Genomic DNA, 17,822 nt, shown 5'->3' with positions numbered 1-17,822 from the left:
TTAGAAATTTCTTCGAGAAACATTGACCATCATAGAAATGCCTGCGAAGCTTCAAGCGTTCTTCGGCGGCGGCCGTTCACCGCCCCGCCCGCTCCCCCTTCCGGAGGCAGATCCGTGCCCCACACCCCTGACCGGCGGCCCACCGCGGCCGTCACCCTGCGCTGGCTCGGCCAGGCCGGCTTCGCCCTCCGCGCCGGCCAGGGCGGAGCGGCCGCGGGCGGCGGTCGACTCCTGCTGATCGACCCGTACTTGAGTGACACGCTCGCCGTGAAGTACCGAGGCGCACGCTTCCCGCACGTGCGTCTCCATCCGGCACCGCTCCCGCCCGACGACCTGCGGGACGTCGCCGCCGTGCTGTGCACCCACGGCCACACCGACCACATGGACCCCGGCACCATCAAGGGGATCGAGGTCCACAACACCCCCGAGTACGTCGTGCCCCGCGCCGAGCGCCGCACGGCCCTGGAGCGCGGCACCCCTTCCGAGCGCCTCACCGGTGTCGACGCGGGGGAACAGGTCACCGTGGCCGGTGTACGTGTCGAACCGGTCCCGGCCGCCCACGAGGAACTGCGCCGCGACGAGCACGGCGACCACCACTGCCTCGGCTACGTGATCACGCTCGGCGGGCTGCGCATCTACCACTCCGGCGACTGCGTCCCGTACGACGGGCAGGCCGACCTGCTGCGGGCGCTCGGCATCGACCTGGCCCTGCTGCCGGTCAACGGCCGTGACGCGTACCGGACGTCGAACGGCGTGCCCGGCAACTTCAGCCTCGCCGAGGCCGTGGACCTCTGCCACGCCGCCCGCATCCCGAGGCTGCTCTGCCACCACTTCGGGCTCTTCGACTTCAACACCGCCGACCCGGACGAGCTCCGCGACCGGCTGACCGCGACCGCGGACGGCCTCGCCTGGACCGTGCCCGAGGTCGGCGCCACCTACCGGCTCACTCTCGACTCCCCCGATCTGGAACGCATCTGATGGACCGACAGCTCTCCGAACGGCTCGCAGACCTGAAGGTCGTGCCCGTCGTGACCCTGCCCGACGCCGACCTCGCCGACCCGCTCGGTGCCACCCTCACCGCGGCCGGCCTGCCGATCGCCGAGATCACGTTCCGCAGCGCGGCCGCGTCCGACGGCATCGCGGCCCTGCGGGCCCGCCACCCCGGCGTGCTCGTCGGCGCGGGCACCGTGCTGGACCCGGCCACCGTCGACCTGGCCGCCGACGCGGGCGCGCAGTTCGTGGTCACCCCCGGCTTCAATCCCGACGTCGTCGCCCGCTGCCGCGCCCGCGGCCTGCCCGTGGTCCCCGGCGTCAACAACCCCACCGCCCTGGAGGCGGCCCGCGCCCAGGGCCTGACCCTCCTCAAGTACTTCCCGGCCGAGGCATCCGGCGGCCTGAAGCTGCTGGACGCGATGGCGGCCCCCTACGGGGACGTCACGTTCATGCCGACCGGCGGGATCACGCCGGACAACCTGTCCGACTACCTGGCGCGGCCGCACGTCACGGCCTGCGGCGGCACCTGGATCGCCACCGCCGCGCGGCTTGCCGCAGGCGACTTCGACGCCATCGGCGCCGCAGCCCGCGCCGCCCGTGACGGCGCCACCGGCGCCTGACATCCACCGACAACTCGCCCCCTTCCATGGAGATGTGATGACTGATCAGAATCAGCGGAACTCGTCGTCCGAGTTCGTGCCCGACTACGTCCCGACCCCCGGCTCCTCCCTCACCGGAAAGCGGGCGATCATCACCGGCGCCGCCTCCGGCATCGGTGAGGCCGTCGCGCGGATCTTCGCCGCGCACCAGGCCAAGGTGGTCCTCGTCGACAAGGACACCGAGCGCCTCAAGCAGGTGACGGCCTCCATCGAGCAGGCGGGCGGGACCGTGCGCGCCGTCGAGGCCGATGTCACCGAGGAGTCGGCCGTCGTCCGGCTCTTCGCGGAGACGGTCGAGGAGTGGGGCGGTGTCGACCTGCTGGTCAACAGCGCGGGCCGCGACTCGCTCGCGCCGCCCGTCACCGAGGTCACCCTCGAAGAGTGGAACAAGACGATCGGCCCCAACCTGACCGCCGTCTTCCTGTGCTGCCGGGAGGCCTTCCGCGTCATGGAGCGCCAGGAGAGCGGCGGCCGCGTCATCAACATGGGCTCGTCGTCGGCGCGGCTGGCCTCCGGCCCCGGCCACAGTCCGTACCGCGCCTCCAAGCACGGAATGATGGGCTTCAGCAAGAACATCCTGCTGGAGGGCCGGGACAAGAACATCGGCGTGACCGTCGTGAACCCCTCGCACGTGAAGACGCCGATGACGGAGATCATCGACACGGGCCTGTACGACGGTGACCTGCCCGCCTACACCGACGGCTGGCTCGACGAGAAGGAGCTGCGGGAAGGCATCCACGCCTCCTGCATCGACGTCGCGAACGTCGCCGAGGTCACCCTCTACGTCGCCACCCGCACCCCCGACGTCACCATTCCGCAGATCGCCCTGTACCCGACGCACAAGGCGCACCGCTACGGCATGGAGGTGTGACGGCGATGAAAGCAGCCGTCCTCAAGTCCCTGGAAGAGATGGTCCACACGGACGTGTCCGAGCCGGAGCCCGTCGGCGACCGCTCGGTCCTCGTCCGGGTCGGCGCCGTCGGCGTGTGCGGCTCCGACGTCCTGCGGTACGGACGCGGCAAGGCGTACCACTACCCCCTCGTGCTCGGCCACGAATTCTCCGCGATCGTCGAGCAGGCCCCCGTGGACAGCGAGTTCGCACCCGGTGACCGGGTCGCCGTCTTCCCGCTGCTGCCCGACGCCGGCGACCCCATGACCCGGATCGGCGAGTACGCGCTCGGCAGCGGCTACGACTACTACGGCTCCCGGCGCGACGGAGCCCTGGCTGAACGGATGCACGTCCCCGAGGCCAACCTGATCCGCGTGCCGCGGAACACCCCGCTCACCCACGCCGCCATGGTCGAGCCCGCCGCGGTCGCGCTTCACGCCATGCTCAAGCTCGATCTGCCGGCGGACGCCACCGCGCTCGTCATCGGCGCGGGTCCGATCGGCGCGCTGGCCGCGCAGTGGCTGCGGATCCTCGGGGCGAGCGAGGTGTACGTGGCCGACGTCGACGCCCGTAAGCGCGCCGTCCTCGCGGATCTCGGCTTCCCCGTGATCGACGCGAGCGCGGGCGACACCGCCGAGCAGGTCCGGGAGCTGACCGGCGGGCGCGGTGTCGACATCGCCGTCGAGGCCTGCGGTCTGCCCGTCACCGCCGTGCAGGCGATCACCGCCGCTGCCGCCCTCGGGCAGGTCGTGCTCCTCGGCGACCTCTCCGGGGACCTGGCCCTGCCGCGCGACCTCGTCTCCTCCGTGCTCCGGCGCGAACTGCGCCTGTACGGCACCTGGAACTCGAAGATCGCACCGGCCGGGCACAGCGAGTGGGACATGGTCGTACGCCACCTCGGCAAGGACCTCCGGGTGGATCCCCTGATCAGCCACACCCCTCGACTCGCCGACGCGCCGGGCCTGTTCGCCGACATGCTGCACCGGCGCACCTGGTACAACAAGGTCGTCTTCGCCGTCGCCGACGAGGCCCGCGCCGAGCGCGCGGCCGGTCCAGAGGCGGGAGGTGACATCCGGTGAAGGCCGCAGTCCTCCACGAGCCGGGCCGTCTGACGGTCGAGGACGTGCCCGAGCCCGAGCTGTCCGACGACGGGATCCTCGTCCGCGTCCGGGCCGCCTCCGTGTGCGGCACCGACCTGCGGGTCCACCGCCACGGCCACTTCAAGATCCCGGCGGGGACGCGCCGGGTTCTGGGCCACGAGTTCGCCGGTGACGTCGTCGCCGCAGGGCCCCGCGTGCGCGGCCTGGCCGTCGGCGCACGGGTGAGCGTCACCCCGAACGTCGGCTGCGGGCGCTGCGCGATGTGCCGCCACGGCCACAACAACATGTGTCCCGACTACGAGGCGTTCGGCATCAGCTACGACGGCGGCTTCCAGGAACTGCTGCACGTCCCCGGCTTCGCGATCGAACGCGGCAACGTGTTCACGCTGCCCGGCTCCCTCGGCTACCGGCAGGCCGCGCTCGTCGAACCCCTGTCCTGCTGCTATCACGGCCAGCAGGCCCTGCGGGTCGGCCCCGAGGACACCGTCGTCATCGCCGGCGCGGGTCCCATCGGCGCCTGCCATCTGCTGCTCGCCAAGGTGGCGGGCGCCCGCAAGGTGATCGTGTCCAACCGGCGCCGCCCGCGCCTGGAACTGGCCGCGCGGCTCGGCGCCGACGTGATCGTCGACGTACGGGAGCAGGACCTCGCCGACGTCGTCGCCGAGCACACCGACGGGCGCGGCGCCGATGTCGTCATCACCTGTGTGTCCAGCGCCGAGGTGCAGGAACAGGCAGCGGCCCTGCTCGCCCCGCACGGCCGTCTCAACTACTTCTCGGGGCTCGGCCGCGCACAGACCGTGCCGGTCGACACCAACCGGGTCCACTATCGCGGCCTGACCCTGACCGGCACCACCGGCTCCGGCAACGGCGACTACGCGCGCAGTCTGGCCCTGGCCGCCGGGGGACGCGTCGATCTGACCCCGCTGATCGGCGACAGTTTCCCGCTGGAGAAGATCGAGGACGCCTTCGCCTACGCCGCTTCCGGCACTGGCATGAAGGCCATGATCAGCTACGACTCCGGGGCCGACGACAGCCACGACGACGAAGGCAGGTGAAGCCATGTCCCCTCGCTACGTGCTCGCCTTCGACGCGGGCACCACCGGAATCCGCGCGATCCTCTTCGACAAGCAGGGTGACGTCGCGGGGCTCGCCAGCCAGGAGTTCCCCCAGCTGTACCCGCAGCCGGGCTGGGTCGAGCACAATCCCCGCGACATCTGGAACACCCAGCTCACCGTCGCCAAGCAGGTCCTGGCCGAGGCCGACTGCACGGGCGACGACATCGCCGCGATCGGCATCACCAACCAGCGCGAGACCGTCGTCGTCTGGGATCGCGCCACCGGCGAGCCCGTCCACAACGCGATCGTCTGGCAGGACCGGCGCACCGCCCCCTTGTGCGAACAGCTCAAGGAACGCGGCCTGGAGGAGCACGTCCGCGCCACCACCGGCCTCATCATCGACGCCTACTTCTCCGCGACGAAGATCAAGTGGATCCTCGATCACGTCCCGGGCGCCCGGGAGCGGGCCGAGCGCGGCGAACTCGCCTTCGGCACCGTCGACTCCTGGCTGATCTGGAACCTCACCGGCGGCGGCGTCCACGTCACGGACCACACCAACGCGGCCCGGACCATGCTGTTCGACATCCACCGCCTGGACTGGGACCCGCGGCTGCTGGCCGAGCTGGACATCCCCCGCTCGCTGCTGCCCGAGGTGCGCCCCACCAGCGAGGTGTACGGGCACACCGAGCCGTCCGTCCTGCTCGGCGCCCGCATCCCGGTCGCCGCGGCGGTCGGTGACCAGCAGGGTGCCCTGTTCGGTCAGGCCTGCTTCGACGCGGGCAGCGTCAAGGCCACGTACGGCACCGGCGCCTCCCTCGTCCTCAACACCGGGGACCGGCCCGTGGCCAGCGAGCGCGGCATGCTCACCACCATCGCGTGGGGCCTGGACGGCACGGTCGAGTACGCCCTGGAAGGGCTGATCTTCGTCGCCGCCGCCTCCATCCAGTGGCTGCGCGACGAGCTGTGCATCGTGTACGACGCCGAGGACACGGAGACCGCGGCCCGTCAGGTGCCCGACAGCAACGGGGTCTACCTGGTGCCGGCGTTCGTCGGCCTGGCCGCGCCGTACTGGGACCAGTACGCGCGCGGCGCGATCATCGGCCTGACGCGGGGCGTGAACCGCAAGCACATCATCCGGGCCGCCCTGGAGTCGATCGCCTACCAGTTCCGTGACGTCATCACCTGCATGGAGGCGGACTCGGGCATCACGACCCGGGAGATCCGGGTCGACGGCGGCGCCACCGTCAACAACTTCCTCATGCAGTTGCAGGCCGACATCATCGACGTACCGGTCCTGCGGCCCACCGTCATCGAGTCCTCGGCGCGCGGCGCCGCGTTCCTCGCCGGGCTCGCCACGGGCTTCTGGAAGGACCGGGCCGAGCTCGCGGAGATGTTCCGCCTCGACCGGCGCTTCGACGCCGCCCTGGACCGCGCCGAGGCCGACCGGCTGTACGCGGGCTGGCAGCGCGCCGTGGAGCGCGCCCGCGACTGGGCCGAGCACTGAGGCCCGCGCTCTTCCACTCTTCTGCTTCATCCATCCGTTGATCCCGCACGTCTGGAGATCCCGCATGGGCAGCCTCTCGCCCGCGCAGCGCCCGACGATGTACTTCGTCGGCGTCACCACCACCAAGTCGTCCATCATGAAAGTCTTCCCGGCCTGGGCCCGCGCCCTGGGTCTGGACGCCGTCATCCAGGGCATCGACCTGCCCCTCGACGACACCGCGGAGCATTACCGCGACGTCGTCGACTTCATCAAGCACGACCCGCTCTCGCTGGGCGCCCTGGTCACCACCCACAAGCTCAACCTCTACAAGGCCGCCCACGACCTGTTCGACTCCGTGGGCCCGCAGACCGCGCTGCTCGACGAGGTCAGCAGCGTCTCCAAGCGCGACGGCCACCTGTGGGGCCACGCCATGGACCCGCTGACCAGCGGGCTCTCCCTCGACGCGCTGGTCCCGCCGGATCACTGGCGACGCACCGGAGGCGACCTGCTGCTGCTCGGCGCGGGCGGCTCCGCGCTCGCGCTCACCCTCCATCTGCACGAGCGGGCGCTGGCCGGCGGGGACGTCCCGGGCCGCGTCGTCGTTACCAACCGCCGCCCGGGCCGCCTGGAGGAGATGCGGGCCGTGCACACGAAGCTGGGTCTGAGCATCCCCGTCGAGTACGTCGTCGCCGACACCCCCGACGTCAACGACGCCCAGCTCGCCCGCCTCGCCCCGCACTCCGTGGTCGCCAACGCCACGGGGCTCGGCAAGGACCGGCCCGGCTCCCCGCTGACCGACGCGGCCCGCTTCCCCGAGCACGCGATCGCCTGGGACTTCAACTACCGCGGCGACCTCGTCTTCCTCGACCAGGCGCGCGCCCAGCAGGTCGAGCGTCACCTCACGGTGGAGGACGGCTGGCTGTACTTCATCCACGGCTGGACCCGCGTGATCGCCGAGGTGTTCGCCCTCGACATCCCCACCCAGGGACCCGAGTTCGACCGCCTGTCCGCCCTCGCCGCACAGGCGTAGGCCACCCCCGTACCCGCCACTTCAAGGAGCATCCGCATGACCGTCGCCACCCGTGACGCCGTCGTCACCGACTTCTCGCCCGCCACCGGTCTGTCCACCACGAAGCGGCCGCTGCGCCGCCACGTCGCCGACATGGCCGACATGTACGCCGATGCCGACGCGGCCCGCGCCCTGGCCGAACAGGGCACGCTCGTCTACGAGTTCTTCGACATGGGCGTCCCGCACGGCAGCGGCGAGGTCGCCTACGGCACCAGCATCACCTACCCGGGCAAGGTCGGTGACGAGTACTTCATGACCAAGGGGCACTTCCACGAGGTGCTGGAGACCTCGGAGATCTACTACTGCCTGTCGGGGCGCGGCCTGATGCTCATGGAGAACCCAGAGGGGCATGTGCAGTGGGAGGAGTTCACGCCCGGCACCGCGGTCTACGTGCCCGCCCGCTACGCACACCGGTCCATCAACACCGGCGCCGACGAGCCGCTCGTGACCTTCTTCGCGTTCCCCGGCCACGCCGGACACGACTACGGCACCATCGAGACCAAGGGGTTCCGCAAGATCGTCGTGGAGCGCGACGGGCAGCCCGCCGTTCTCGACAACCCGCGCTGGCAGGAGGACGCGTGAGCGCCCCCGCCGTCCCCCGGATCGCCGTCACCCCGCGCTCCCTGTCCGCCGACGGGCACCCCGCCCTGGCGGAGCTGGAGGCCGCCGGATTCGAGCTGGTCTACCCGGCGCCGGGCCGCATGCCCACCGCGGACGAACAGCGGGCGGCCCTGGCCGACTGCGTCGGCTATCTGGCCGGGGTGGAGCCGATCACCGGCGCCGTCATGGCCGGGGCACCCCGCCTGCGCGTCATCAGCCGCAACGGGGTGGGCACCGACGCCGTCGATCTGGCCGCCGCTGCCGAGCGGGGCATCACGGTGACGACCACGGGCGACGCCAACGCCCAGGGGGTCGCCGAACTCACCCTCGCCCTCATCCTGGCCTCGGGCCGCGCCATCCCCGCTCAGGACGCCGCTCTGCGCCACGGTGAATGGCGGCGCAGGCGCGGCCGCGAACTCGCGGGCCGCACCCTCGGGGTCATCGGGTGCGGCCGGATCGGCAGCCGGGTCGCCGCCCTGGGACGCGCCCTGGGCATGCGGGTCCTCAGCCACGACGCGGCGCCCGGCGTGGGCGACACTCCGCTGCCGCGGCTGCTGGCCGAGTCCGACGTGCTCACGCTGCACTGTCCGCCGCCGTCCGGCGGGCCGCTGGTCGACACGGTGTTCCTCGACGCCGTCCGGCCGGGCGCCTGCCTGGTCAACACGGCCCGCGCCTCGCTGATCGATCCGCGCGCGGTGCGCGCCGCGCTCGACGACGGGCGCCTGGGCGGGTACGCCACGGATGTCTTCGAGGTGGAGCCGCCCGCCGACCGGGACCTGCTCGCGCACCCACTGGCGGTCAGTACGCCCCACATCGGCGGGTTCACCGAGGAGAGCGTCGACCGGGCCACCCGGGCGGCAGTGGACAATCTTCTCCAGGCCCTGAGCGGGGCCCGCGACGGATAACCGGCCACACCGACGAGCGGAGCGAGCGATGGCAGTCCCAGCAGAGGGCACGGCGGCACCCGGTGGCGGCAATGTGCTGCACCAGATCACCCGCCGGCTGCCCTATCTGCCGTCCGCGCTGCGCCAGATCGCCGAGTACCTCGTGGCCCATCCCACCGAGGCACAGGCCATGACGATCACGCAGCTCGCCTCGGCGTGCGGGGTCGCCGAGTCGACCGTCTCCCGTTTCGTGCGGGAGATGGGCCTGGAGAGCTATCACACGCTGCGCGTCGGTCTCGCCGAGGCCCGCTTCGCCGCCACCCGCACCGCCGCGGGCGGCGGCGAGGCGGAGTTCGTCTACGAGGGAATCCTCCGGGACGACGCCGCGCCCGCCATCATCGGCAAGATCGAGCGCAGCAGCCGGCAGGCCCTCACCCGGACCGCCCGGCAGGTCGACGCCGAGGCACTGGCCGAGGCCGCCGCGCTCCTCGACGAGGCGAACGCCCTCGTCTTCTGCTCCATGGGCGCCTCAGGCATCGCCGCCGAGGAAGGCGTCATGCGCTTCACCCGCGCCGGAAAGAAGTGCCTGCACTACCGCGACCAGAGCGTGCAGATGATGGTCGCCACGGTGCTCGCCCCCGGCGACGTCCTCATCGCGATCAGCGACTCCGGCCAGACCACCGCCGTCGTGGAGGCGACCCGGCTGGCCGTCGACCGCGGGGCCGCCACCATCGCCATCACCGCGGCCCCCAAGAGCCCGCTGGCCCGGCTCGCGGACGTGCCGCTGTTCACGTCGAACGTCGAGGGGGCGGGCCTGTACGGCGAGTCCGTGACCTCCAAGTGGGGTCAGCTGCTGCTGGTCGACATCCTCTACGCGACGTACGCGGCACGGCACTTCGACGAGACGCTGCACACGCTCCAGGAGACGTACGAGGCGGGTATCCGGCACTCGCGCGGGCGCCGCAAGGCCTGAGGTCGCCGGGCCGGTCAGCGGATCAGCCGGCCGGCCGCCTCGGCCACGTACCCCAGCTCACGGCGCACCTCGGGCGTCCACACGGTGGGCCGGGCGAAGTGGGTGGAGAGCATCCCCGCCAGGTCGCCCGCCACTGTCATCACGGGCAGCGAGGCGACGGCCTGCACCCCCGCGTCCCTGAGAACCTCCGCCGCCGGTGTGCCCACGAACAGCTCGGACACCCGGACGTCCTCCACGTAGACGGCGCTGCGCTGTTCCGCGGCCGCGCCGCAGGCGCTGCCGTGCGCCCTGGTCTCCACCCGGCGGAAGAAGTCCAGGAACGGCTGGTGGAAGCCCCGCTGTGTCGTGATGCGCAGGGACTGCGAGGTGGAGTCCAGGAGCTGGGCGTTGCCCATCGGAGCACCGGTCACGCGCAGGGCCGCCGCCAGCGCCTCCCGCATCACCAGCCGGTTGCGGCTCTCGGCCGGGGCGGTGGTCTCCGCGCCGCGTCCCGCGTGCCGGCACAGGGCACGCAGCCGGCCGCTCTCGTGCATCTGTCGCAGCCGGGGATCGTCAACGCCCCAGACCTCCAGCTCACCGCCCGCGGCCCGCACCTGCTCGGCGACCGCCTCGACGAGGGCCACTCCGGCCATCCCCACGAAGGACACCCGGCTGAAGTCCAGGACCAGGCAGCGGTGGTGGTCCGACAGCTGCCGGCGCAGCGCGACCACGGCATCCTGGTCGAGGCGGCCCGCGACGTGCACGATCGTCCGCTCGGGCTGCGCGGCGACCGCCACCTCGATGCCCGGCACCGATACGGACCATGCCATGCGCTCCACCCGCCCAAGCCGTGCTGACGACGCTCCTCCAGCCTAGAGGCCATCGGCGGCCGGAAGAATTACCCGTGCACGCACCACAGAGCGCCGGGCCGTGCGGCGCGGCCTCTCCGATCTGCGCCCGCGGGGCTCGGCGGAGATCCTGAATGAGCCGCCGCCCGGGCGATGAGTCCCGCCGCGCCGGACGGTCTCACTCACCGACGGGGCATTCGCCCGGGACGCCCACGGACAAGGGGAACGCCATGACCACCACGTACACCTTCGACGTCTTCTCCAGCCTCGACGGCTTCGGCGGAGCCGGTGGCGACTGGACCGGGTACTGGGGCAAGCAGGGGCCCGAGCTGCTCGCCCACCGGCTCGCCCAGTACGCCACCGACCAGCGGATGGTCCTCGGGGCGAAGACGTACAAGCTGTTCGCGCAGATGCTGGCCGCGAGCACCGAGGACTCCGACGTGCGGGACCCCTGGGTCACCCGGATGCGGAACCTTCCGGCGACGGTGGTGTCGTCGACGCTGGAAGCTCCCCTGGACTGGCCCGACGCCACCGTCGAGAAGGGTGACGCCGTCGATGTCGTCGCCCGGCTCAAGGCGGAGTCGGCGGTGCCGCTGCGCTCGCACGGCAGCCTCGCGATGAACCGGGCGCTGATGGCCGCCGGTCTGGTCGACCGGGTGCAGGTGACGGTCTTCCCCGTGATCACGGGCCGTACCGGGCTCGCCCCGATCTTCGCGGGTGCGCAGGACTTCGACCTGGAGCTGATCGAGAGCCGGACCCTCGACGGGGACATCCAGGAGCTGAGCTACCGGCCCACCCTGCACCCCTGAGCGCGGGTCCGGGTCAGCTGGACTCGACCGGTGCGGGCCGCTGCTCCGCGCTCTCGCCGGGCGAGGCCGCGGCCACCTCGGAGCTCCGGCCGCCCCGGTCGGTCAGACCGGCCACGAGCGCGAGTCCCAGACCGGCCACGGCGAGCACGGCTCCGGCGAGGTTGGGCGCGGCCCAGCCCCAGCCCGCAGAGATGACCAGACCGCCGATCCACGCGCCGCCCGCGTTGGCCAGGTTGAACGCGGAGTGGTTGGAGGCGGCGGCCATGGTGGGGGCGTTCTTCGCCTTGGCCATGAGCAGCATCTGGACCGGCGTGGTGATGAGTGAGCCCATCGCGCCGATGAAGGTGATCGTCACCAGCGCGGCCACCGTGCTGTGGACGGTGAAGTAGAACGTGACCAGCGCGGCGGCGAGCAGCGCGAGCCCGCCGTACAGGGTCGGTCGCAGCGCACGGTCGGTCAGCGGGCCCGCGAGGAGGGTGCCGGCCGTCATGCCGACGCCGTACAGGGCGAGGACCAGCGTGGTGGAGGAGTCCGAGATGCCGGTGAGGTGCGTCAGCATCGGGACGAGGTAGCTGTAGACGGCGAAGAAGCCGCCGAAGCCGACGACGGCCGTGGCGAGGCCCAGCGCGACCTGCTTGTTGCCCATGGCGCGCAGCTCGTGCCGGATGCCGGACTGCTCGCCGCGCGGCTGGTGCGGCACGAAGACGGCGAGCGCGGCGAGGGCGACGACACCGATGACGGCGACGGCCCAGTAGGCGGCGCGCCAGCCGAGCTGCTGTCCCAGCGCGGTGCCGGCGGGCACGCCGACGATGTTCGCGACGGTGAGTCCGAGGAACATCTTCGACACGGCGCGGGCCGCCCGGTCCGGGGCGACCAGCCGGGAGGCGACGACGGCCCCCACACCGAACAGCGCGCCGTGCGGCAGGCCCGCCACGAAGCGGGCGGCGAAGAGCGAGCCGAAGGAGGGGGCGAGCGCGGACGCGGCGTTGCCGAGGACGAAGAGGCCGGTCAGGAGCAGCAGCAGCCGCTTGTGCGGGATGCGTGCGCCGATGCCGGTGAGCAGCGGGGCGCCGACGACGACACCGAGGGCGTACGCCGAGACGAGGTTGCCCGCGTGGGGCACGGAGACATGGACGCCGTCGGCTATCTGGGGCAGCAGCCCCATCGTGGCGAACTCGGTCGTGCCGATGCCGAACGCGACAACGGCCAGGGCCAACAGGGCCAGCGGCATGGTGCGGGGGAACCTTTCGAAGACGTGCGGGGTGTGACGGGCGGGTTTTTCCAGAACGTTCAAGGATATTCACGTATATCCAGGGGCAAAATCTGCACCCCTGGAACGCATGTGACCTGCAGTGCAGCCGTCCGGTCCGGCCACGCATTCCGGGTTCGGAGGGCCGCTTCGGTGATGTGTGTCACGACACCGGGGAGGCATCCGGCCACGCCGTGTCGTCGACGGTCGGGAACGGCTCGTCCACCGCGGCCCTCGGCCAGCGGCCAAGACCGTCGCCCATGTCCCCCGGCCGCCCGGCATGACGTAGCCTCGCGGGACCAACTGATCTTCACGGTCGGCGTGTTGGCCGTGCGAAGGCGAGGGCGGGGGCATCGGATACATGCCGGAGCGACGCACGGTGCGGGTGGCGGGGATCAGGCTGTCCTACGAGGTGTCGGGACCGCCGGACGCCGTGCCGCTCCTGCTGCTGCACGGGCTGGGCGAGGGCGCCGCCGACTGGGCACCGGTGGCACCGGCGTTCGCCCGCGACCACCGGGTGCACGCCCTGGACCTGCGCGGGCACGGGCACAGTGACCGGCCGGGACGGTACTCCCTGGAGCTGATGCGGGACGACGTGACCGCGTTCCTGGACGCTCTGGGCATCGACCGGACGCGGATCGTCGCGCACTCCATGGGCGGCGTGGTCGCCCATCTGCTGGCGGCGGCCGAGCCGGAGCGGGTGACGCGGCTGGTGCTCGAGGACGTTCCGCTGCCCCGCCCGCGGACACCTCCGCCGCTGGTGCGCCCGGACGGAGAGCTGTCCTTCGACTGGGAGATGCTGGTGCAGGTCCGGCCGCAGCTCGACACCCCGCCCGCGCACTGGCTGGAGCAGCTGGGTGCGATCACCGCCGAGACGCTGGTGGTGGCGGGCGGGCCTCTCAGCCATGTGCCGCAGGACGGTGTCGCGGAGCTGGCGCGGCGGATTCCCGGCGGGCGGCTGCTGACCCTCCCGGTCGGGCACCTGGTCCACCGGGAGGCGCCGGAGGAGTTCGCGGCGGAGGTCTCCGCGTTCCTCGGCGCCTGATCGGTGCGGAGCGGCCGGACCAGGGCGATGCCCGAAAACCCCGGCACCAGGGCTCCCACCGGGCCCGTGGTACTTTCGCCGGGCCAGTCGTACCTTTGCACGGTCTGTCCGTGCACGGGTCAGGGAATCCGGTGGAAAGCCGGAACTGACGCGCAGCGGTGAGGGTGACGGGCGGAGCCACAGCCACTGGTCCGGTGACACGGTCTGGGAAGGCGCTTCGCGCGGACGACCCCGAGTCCGAAGACCTGCTGGCGGCCTCCGGGGGCGTTCCGCGGCCGGGGGTGGACCGTAGGCCGGCTCCGCGTATGAGCCCTGGACGCAGAGGATTCCCTGTGCTGCCCGCTCGTTTCACCCGTCATGTCCGCCGCGGCGCACCGCTGTTGGCCGGCGCCCTGTTCCTGGCCGGGTGCGGAGGACCGGCCGACGTCACCGGCGACGAGAGGTCGGCGCGCGGCGTCACGGTCGACAACTGCGGCACGAAGGTGCGCGTCGACGGCGCCCCGCGGCGTGCCGTCGCCCTCGACCAGGGCGCGGCGGAGATCATGCTGTCGCTCGGTCTCGCCGACCGGATGGTGGGCACCGGCACCTGGACGGACCCGGTGCTCAAGGGACTTGAGAAGGCGAACGCGAAGGTGCCCCGGCTCGCCGACCGCTACCCCTCCTTCGAGAAGGTCCTCGCCACCGAACCCGACTTCGCGGCCGCCTCGTTCAATTACACCCTCAGCAAGGGCGGCGTCGCGTCACGCGGGAAGTTCGCCGAACTCGGCGTCCCCACCTACCTCTCCCCGAGCGACTGCGCGGGCAAGGACAACAGCGGTGACGGCGACGGCGAGCGGACCGAGGCGCTCACCCTCGACACCGTCTACGGCGAGATACGCGACCTGGCGCGGATCTTCGACGTGGCGGAGCGCGGCGAGAAGCTCATCGCCTCGCTCAAGGCCCGCGTCGACAAGGCCGCTTCGGCGGCCGACGCCCCGGACGTCAGCGTGCTGTACTGGTTCGCCAACTCCGACTCGCCCTACATGGCGGGCTGTTGCGGCGCCCCGGGTGTCATCACCGAGGAGCTGGGGTTGCGCAACGTCTTCGACGACACCCACGAGGAGTGGCCGCAGATCGGCTGGGAGACCGTCGCGGACCGCGATCCGGACGTCCTCGTCATCGGTGACCTGACGCGCCGCTCTCAGTCGGCCGAGTCGGCGGCGCAGAAGATCAGGTTCCTGGAGTCCGACCCCGTCACGAAGAACATGACGGCGGTGCGCGAGAAGCGGTACGTGCGCTTGAGCGGACAGGACATGAACCCGACGATCCGCACCGTGGACGGAGTGGAGAAGGTGGCCGCCGCGCTCGGCGACTTCGGTATCGCCCGGTGAGTGCGACGACGCTGCGGTCCGCTCTGTACTGGGCGGCCGGCGTGTTCGCGCTCTGCGCGTCAGTCGCCGCGGCGATCACCTTCGGACCGGCGCAGATCCGTGTCGGCGACGTGTGGTCGGCGGTGGGCGCGCGGCTCGGCTGGGGCAGTTCGGACCTGTCGCCGATCCGCGACGGCATCGTCTGGAACCTGCGGCTGCCGCGGGCCCTGCTCGCGGCCGTCTGCGGGGCCGGGCTCGCCGTGTGCGGCACCGTGCTGCAGGCGCTGCTGCGCAATCCGCTCGCCGATCCGTTCGTGCTCGGGGTGTCCTCGGGGGCGTCGACGGGCGCGGTGCTCGTCGTGGTCCTCGGGGTGGGCGGCGGCGCGCTGTCGGTGTCCGGCGGGGCGTTCATCGGCGCGGTCGTCTCGTTCGCGCTGGTGCTGCTGCTCAGCCACACCCTGGGCGGCACGACGGACCGGGTGGTGCTCAGCGGGGTGGCGGCGATGCAGCTGTTCTCCGCGCTGACCTCGGTCGTGGTGCTGACGGCCGCCGACGCGGAGACGACGCGCGGCGTGCTCTTCTGGCTGCTCGGCTCGCTCGGCGGCGTCGGCTGGACCGAGGTGTGGCTGTGTCTCGCGGTCCTCGTGGTCGCACTGGTCGTGTGTCTCGGGTACGGGCGCACGCTCGACGCGTTCGCCTTCGGCCCGGAGGCGGCCGCCGCGCTGGGAGTCCGGGTGGCCCGCACCCGGCTGATCCTGCTGTGCGTGACGGCCCTGCTGACCGCGGTCCTGGTCAGCGCGGCGGGCGCGATCGGCTTCGTCGGTCTGGTGCTGCCGCACGCGGCGCGCGCCCTCGTCGGCCCCGGGCACACCCGGCTGCTGCCGGTGACGGCGCTCGCCGGCGCGGTCTTCCTGGTCTGGGTGGACACGGCGGCGCGTACGGTCCTGGCACCTCAGGAGGTTCCGGTGGGAGTGGTGACGTCCTTGATCGGTGTGCCCGCGTTCGTGCTGGTGCTGTACCGGCGCAGGGCCGTCCGGTGACGTCCGGGCTGCGCGCGGAGCGCGTGTCGCGGTCGGCGGGCGGCGCGCTGATCCTCGACGGGGTGGAGCTCGCCCCGCGCCCCGGCACCGTGACGGGCCTGCTCGGCCCGAACGGTTCGGGGAAATCCACCCTGCTGCGGGTGCTCGCCGGGGTGCTCGCCCCGGACTCCGGTGTCGTCACCCTCGACGGCGCGCCGCTGGCGGACGTCCCGCGCCGCACGGTCGCGCGGCGGGTCGCCGTGGTGGAGCAGCAGTCCGACACCCAGGTCGAGCTGACCGTCGCCGATGTGGTGCGGCTGGGACGGATCCCGCACCGCCGCGCGTGGGCGCCGGCGTCCGCGGCCGACGAGGGCGCGGTCCGCTCCGCGCTGGAGCGCAGCGGCCTGGCCGACAAGGCGCACCGGCTGTGGCACACCCTGTCGGGCGGTGAGCGGCAGCGGGTGCAGATCGCCCGCGCCCTGGCCCAGGAGCCGCGCGAGCTGCTGCTCGACGAGCCGACCAACCATCTGGACATCCAGCACCAGCTGGAACTGCTCGACCTGATCACGGGCCTCGGCCTGACCAGTGTCGTCGCGCTGCACGACCTGAATCTGGCCGCCGCGTACTGCGCGCAGGTCGTCGTGGTGCGCCAGGGACGGGTCGTCTCGGCGGGCGCGCCGGAGGAGGTGCTCACCGAGGAGCTGATCGCGGACGTGTACGGGGTCCGTGCCCGGGTGACCGTCCCGGAGCCGGGCGAGCGGCCGCACATCCGGTTCCTGGGGACCCTCGGGAGCCGTTCCTAGGAACCTCACCACTCGGTGCCGATTCCCGACGACGCCGGACCGCCCGTTCCCGACGCGCCGACGGGCGGTTCCGGCGGTGAAGCTCACTCGAAGCGGTCGGGGTCTCCCGCGCCGCGCCGGACGACCTCGGCCTCGCCGCCCGAGAAGTCGATCACGGTGGTGGGCTCGGTGCCGCAGTCGCCGGAGTCGAGGACGGCGTCCACGACGTGGTCGAGCCGTTCCTTGATCTCCCAGCCCTGGGTGAGCGGCTCGTCCTCGCCGGGAAGCAGCAGGGTGCTCGACAGCAGCGGCTCGCCGAGCTCGGCGAGGAGCGCCTGGGTGACGACGTGGTCGGGGATGCGGACCCCCACCGTCTTCTTCTTGGGGTGCTGGAGCTGCCGCGGCACCTCGCGGGTGGCGGGCAGGATGAAGGTGTAGCTGCCCGGCGTGGCCGCCTTGATCGCACGGAACACGTCGTTGTCGATCATCACGAATCTGCCCAGCTGTGCGAAGTCCTGGCACACGAGCGTGAAGTGGTGCTTGTCGTCGAGGTGCCGGATCTGGCGGATCCGGTCGACACCTTCCCGGTTGCCGAGGCGGCAGCCGAGTGCATAACAGGAGTCCGTGGGGTAGGCGACAAGTGCACTGTCACGGATGCCGTCGGCAACCGCTCCGATGATGCGTGCCTGCGGGTTCGCGGGGTGGACGTCGAAGTACCTGGCCATCCGCCGAGCCTACGGGATCAGGAACGGCGGACGCCCGCGCGGACGGGCGCGGCGCACGGGAACGACCGAGGGAAGGCGGATCGCGGCATGGGCGGGAATCACCGGCGGCGGACGGCGCCCTGCTCCCCACGGGGGCGCGGGCACCGGCACAGACAACGGCCGCCGCGCCCGCGCGCTGCGGCGTACGGCGGAACACGACACACCCGGCATTCACCGTCCGACGGATTCGCCGCCCACGCGCGACAATCCCGACACCGACCCACCCCGACCGAGCGCGTCCGCAGGTCCACGGACCATACTGGCTGCGCCCCG

At 72.2% G+C, this 17,822-nt stretch carries 18 protein-coding genes and 1 riboswitch; of the genes, 15 read left to right on the top strand and 3 right to left on the bottom strand.

Translation table 11 applies throughout. The annotated features are described in order from the left end of the window. Positions 1 to 114: 114 nt before the first annotated feature. The 10 genes from ABT127_RS21155 to ABT127_RS21110 all read left to right on the top strand — a co-directional run bounded on the left by ABT127_RS21155 (position 115) and on the right by ABT127_RS21110 (position 9,705). On the top strand, positions 115 to 978 hold the full coding sequence (locus ABT127_RS21155) for an MBL fold metallo-hydrolase (RefSeq protein ID WP_351452120.1): 864 nt from the start codon (positions 115 to 117) through the stop codon (positions 976 to 978). After that, a complete protein-coding gene (gene eda / locus ABT127_RS21150) occupies positions 978 to 1,613 on the top strand; it encodes a bifunctional 4-hydroxy-2-oxoglutarate aldolase/2-dehydro-3-deoxy-phosphogluconate aldolase (protein WP_351452118.1) in 636 nt (211 codons plus the stop codon). The genes ABT127_RS21155 and eda overlap by 1 nt, the downstream gene beginning before the upstream one ends. A 37-nt stretch (positions 1,614 to 1,650) precedes the next feature. Next, entirely contained in the window at positions 1,651 to 2,523 is an 873-nt protein-coding gene (locus ABT127_RS21145; protein WP_351452115.1) for an SDR family oxidoreductase, read from the top strand. A 5-nt stretch (positions 2,524 to 2,528) separates the two neighbouring features. Continuing rightward, a complete protein-coding gene (locus ABT127_RS21140; protein WP_351452112.1) occupies positions 2,529 to 3,620 on the top strand; it encodes a galactitol-1-phosphate 5-dehydrogenase in 1,092 nt (363 codons plus the stop codon). Continuing rightward, entirely contained in the window at positions 3,617 to 4,696 is a 1,080-nt protein-coding gene (locus tag ABT127_RS21135; protein ID WP_351452109.1) for a zinc-dependent dehydrogenase, read from the top strand. Before ABT127_RS21140 ends, ABT127_RS21135 begins: the two co-directional genes overlap by 4 nt. Before the next feature lie 4 nt (positions 4,697 to 4,700). Next, entirely contained in the window at positions 4,701 to 6,200 is a 1,500-nt protein-coding gene (gene glpK / locus ABT127_RS21130; RefSeq protein WP_351452106.1) for a glycerol kinase GlpK, read from the top strand. Positions 6,201 to 6,264: 64 nt separating this feature from the next. Next, on the top strand, positions 6,265 to 7,209 hold the full coding sequence (locus ABT127_RS21125) for a shikimate dehydrogenase (protein WP_351452103.1): 945 nt from the start codon (positions 6,265 to 6,267) through the stop codon (positions 7,207 to 7,209). A gap of 36 nt (positions 7,210 to 7,245) precedes the next feature. Next, positions 7,246 to 7,830: a glucose-6-phosphate isomerase family protein gene (locus tag ABT127_RS21120; protein WP_351452102.1), complete on the top strand. Its 585-nt coding sequence runs from the start codon at positions 7,246 to 7,248 to the stop codon at positions 7,828 to 7,830. Next, positions 7,827 to 8,753, top strand: a complete 927-nt coding sequence (locus tag ABT127_RS21115) for an NAD(P)-dependent oxidoreductase (RefSeq protein WP_351452099.1) — start codon at positions 7,827 to 7,829, stop codon at positions 8,751 to 8,753. Before ABT127_RS21120 ends, ABT127_RS21115 begins: the two co-directional genes overlap by 4 nt. A gap of 28 nt (positions 8,754 to 8,781) precedes the next feature. Further along, positions 8,782 to 9,705: a MurR/RpiR family transcriptional regulator gene (locus ABT127_RS21110; protein ID WP_351452096.1), complete on the top strand. Its 924-nt coding sequence runs from the start codon at positions 8,782 to 8,784 to the stop codon at positions 9,703 to 9,705. 14 nt (positions 9,706 to 9,719) lie between these two features. Here the strand turns inward: ABT127_RS21110 and ABT127_RS21105 are convergent, their stop codons facing one another. Beyond that, positions 9,720 to 10,514, bottom strand: coding sequence for an STAS domain-containing protein (locus tag ABT127_RS21105; protein WP_351452093.1), 795 nt, complete (start codon positions 10,512 to 10,514; stop codon positions 9,720 to 9,722). Between the two features lie 248 nt (positions 10,515 to 10,762). Between ABT127_RS21105 and ABT127_RS21100 the strand changes: the two genes are divergently transcribed. Next, on the top strand, positions 10,763 to 11,341 hold the full coding sequence (locus ABT127_RS21100; RefSeq protein ID WP_351452091.1) for a dihydrofolate reductase family protein: 579 nt from the start codon (positions 10,763 to 10,765) through the stop codon (positions 11,339 to 11,341). A 13-nt stretch (positions 11,342 to 11,354) separates the two neighbouring features. Here ABT127_RS21100 and ABT127_RS21095 read toward each other — a convergent pair whose 3' ends face one another. Next, on the bottom strand, positions 11,355 to 12,572 hold the full coding sequence (locus ABT127_RS21095; protein WP_351452088.1) for an MFS transporter: 1,218 nt from the start codon (positions 12,570 to 12,572) through the stop codon (positions 11,355 to 11,357). Positions 12,573 to 12,951: 379 nt separating this feature from the next. Between ABT127_RS21095 and ABT127_RS21090 the strand changes: the two genes are divergently transcribed. From ABT127_RS21090 to ABT127_RS21075, 4 genes are all read left to right on the top strand, one after another. After that, complete coding sequence (locus ABT127_RS21090; protein ID WP_351452085.1) at positions 12,952 to 13,635, top strand: alpha/beta fold hydrolase; 684 nt, start codon at positions 12,952 to 12,954, stop codon at positions 13,633 to 13,635. 82 nt (positions 13,636 to 13,717) lie between these two features. Next, positions 13,718 to 13,888, top strand: a riboswitch (cobalamin riboswitch). Between the two features lie 52 nt (positions 13,889 to 13,940). Continuing rightward, a complete protein-coding gene (locus ABT127_RS21085; protein ID WP_502971750.1) occupies positions 13,941 to 15,005 on the top strand; it encodes an ABC transporter substrate-binding protein in 1,065 nt (354 codons plus the stop codon). Further along, a complete protein-coding gene (locus ABT127_RS21080) occupies positions 15,002 to 16,024 on the top strand; it encodes a FecCD family ABC transporter permease (protein WP_502971749.1) in 1,023 nt (340 codons plus the stop codon). The genes ABT127_RS21085 and ABT127_RS21080 overlap by 4 nt, the downstream gene beginning before the upstream one ends. Beyond that, positions 16,021 to 16,806, top strand: a complete 786-nt coding sequence (locus tag ABT127_RS21075) for an ABC transporter ATP-binding protein (protein ID WP_351452082.1) — start codon at positions 16,021 to 16,023, stop codon at positions 16,804 to 16,806. Before ABT127_RS21080 ends, ABT127_RS21075 begins: the two co-directional genes overlap by 4 nt. An 83-nt stretch (positions 16,807 to 16,889) precedes the next feature. Here ABT127_RS21075 and ABT127_RS21070 read toward each other — a convergent pair whose 3' ends face one another. Further along, positions 16,890 to 17,510, bottom strand: coding sequence for an L-threonylcarbamoyladenylate synthase (locus ABT127_RS21070; protein WP_351452079.1), 621 nt, complete (start codon positions 17,508 to 17,510; stop codon positions 16,890 to 16,892). Between the last annotated feature and the right edge of the window lie 312 nt (positions 17,511 to 17,822).

The organism is Streptomyces sp. NPDC001904 (assembly GCF_040297005.1).
GTDB lineage: Bacteria > Actinomycetota > Actinomycetes > Streptomycetales > Streptomycetaceae > Streptomyces.
Note: the sequence above shows the minus strand (reverse complement) of the source record. Positions and strands in the feature narration are given on the sequence as shown.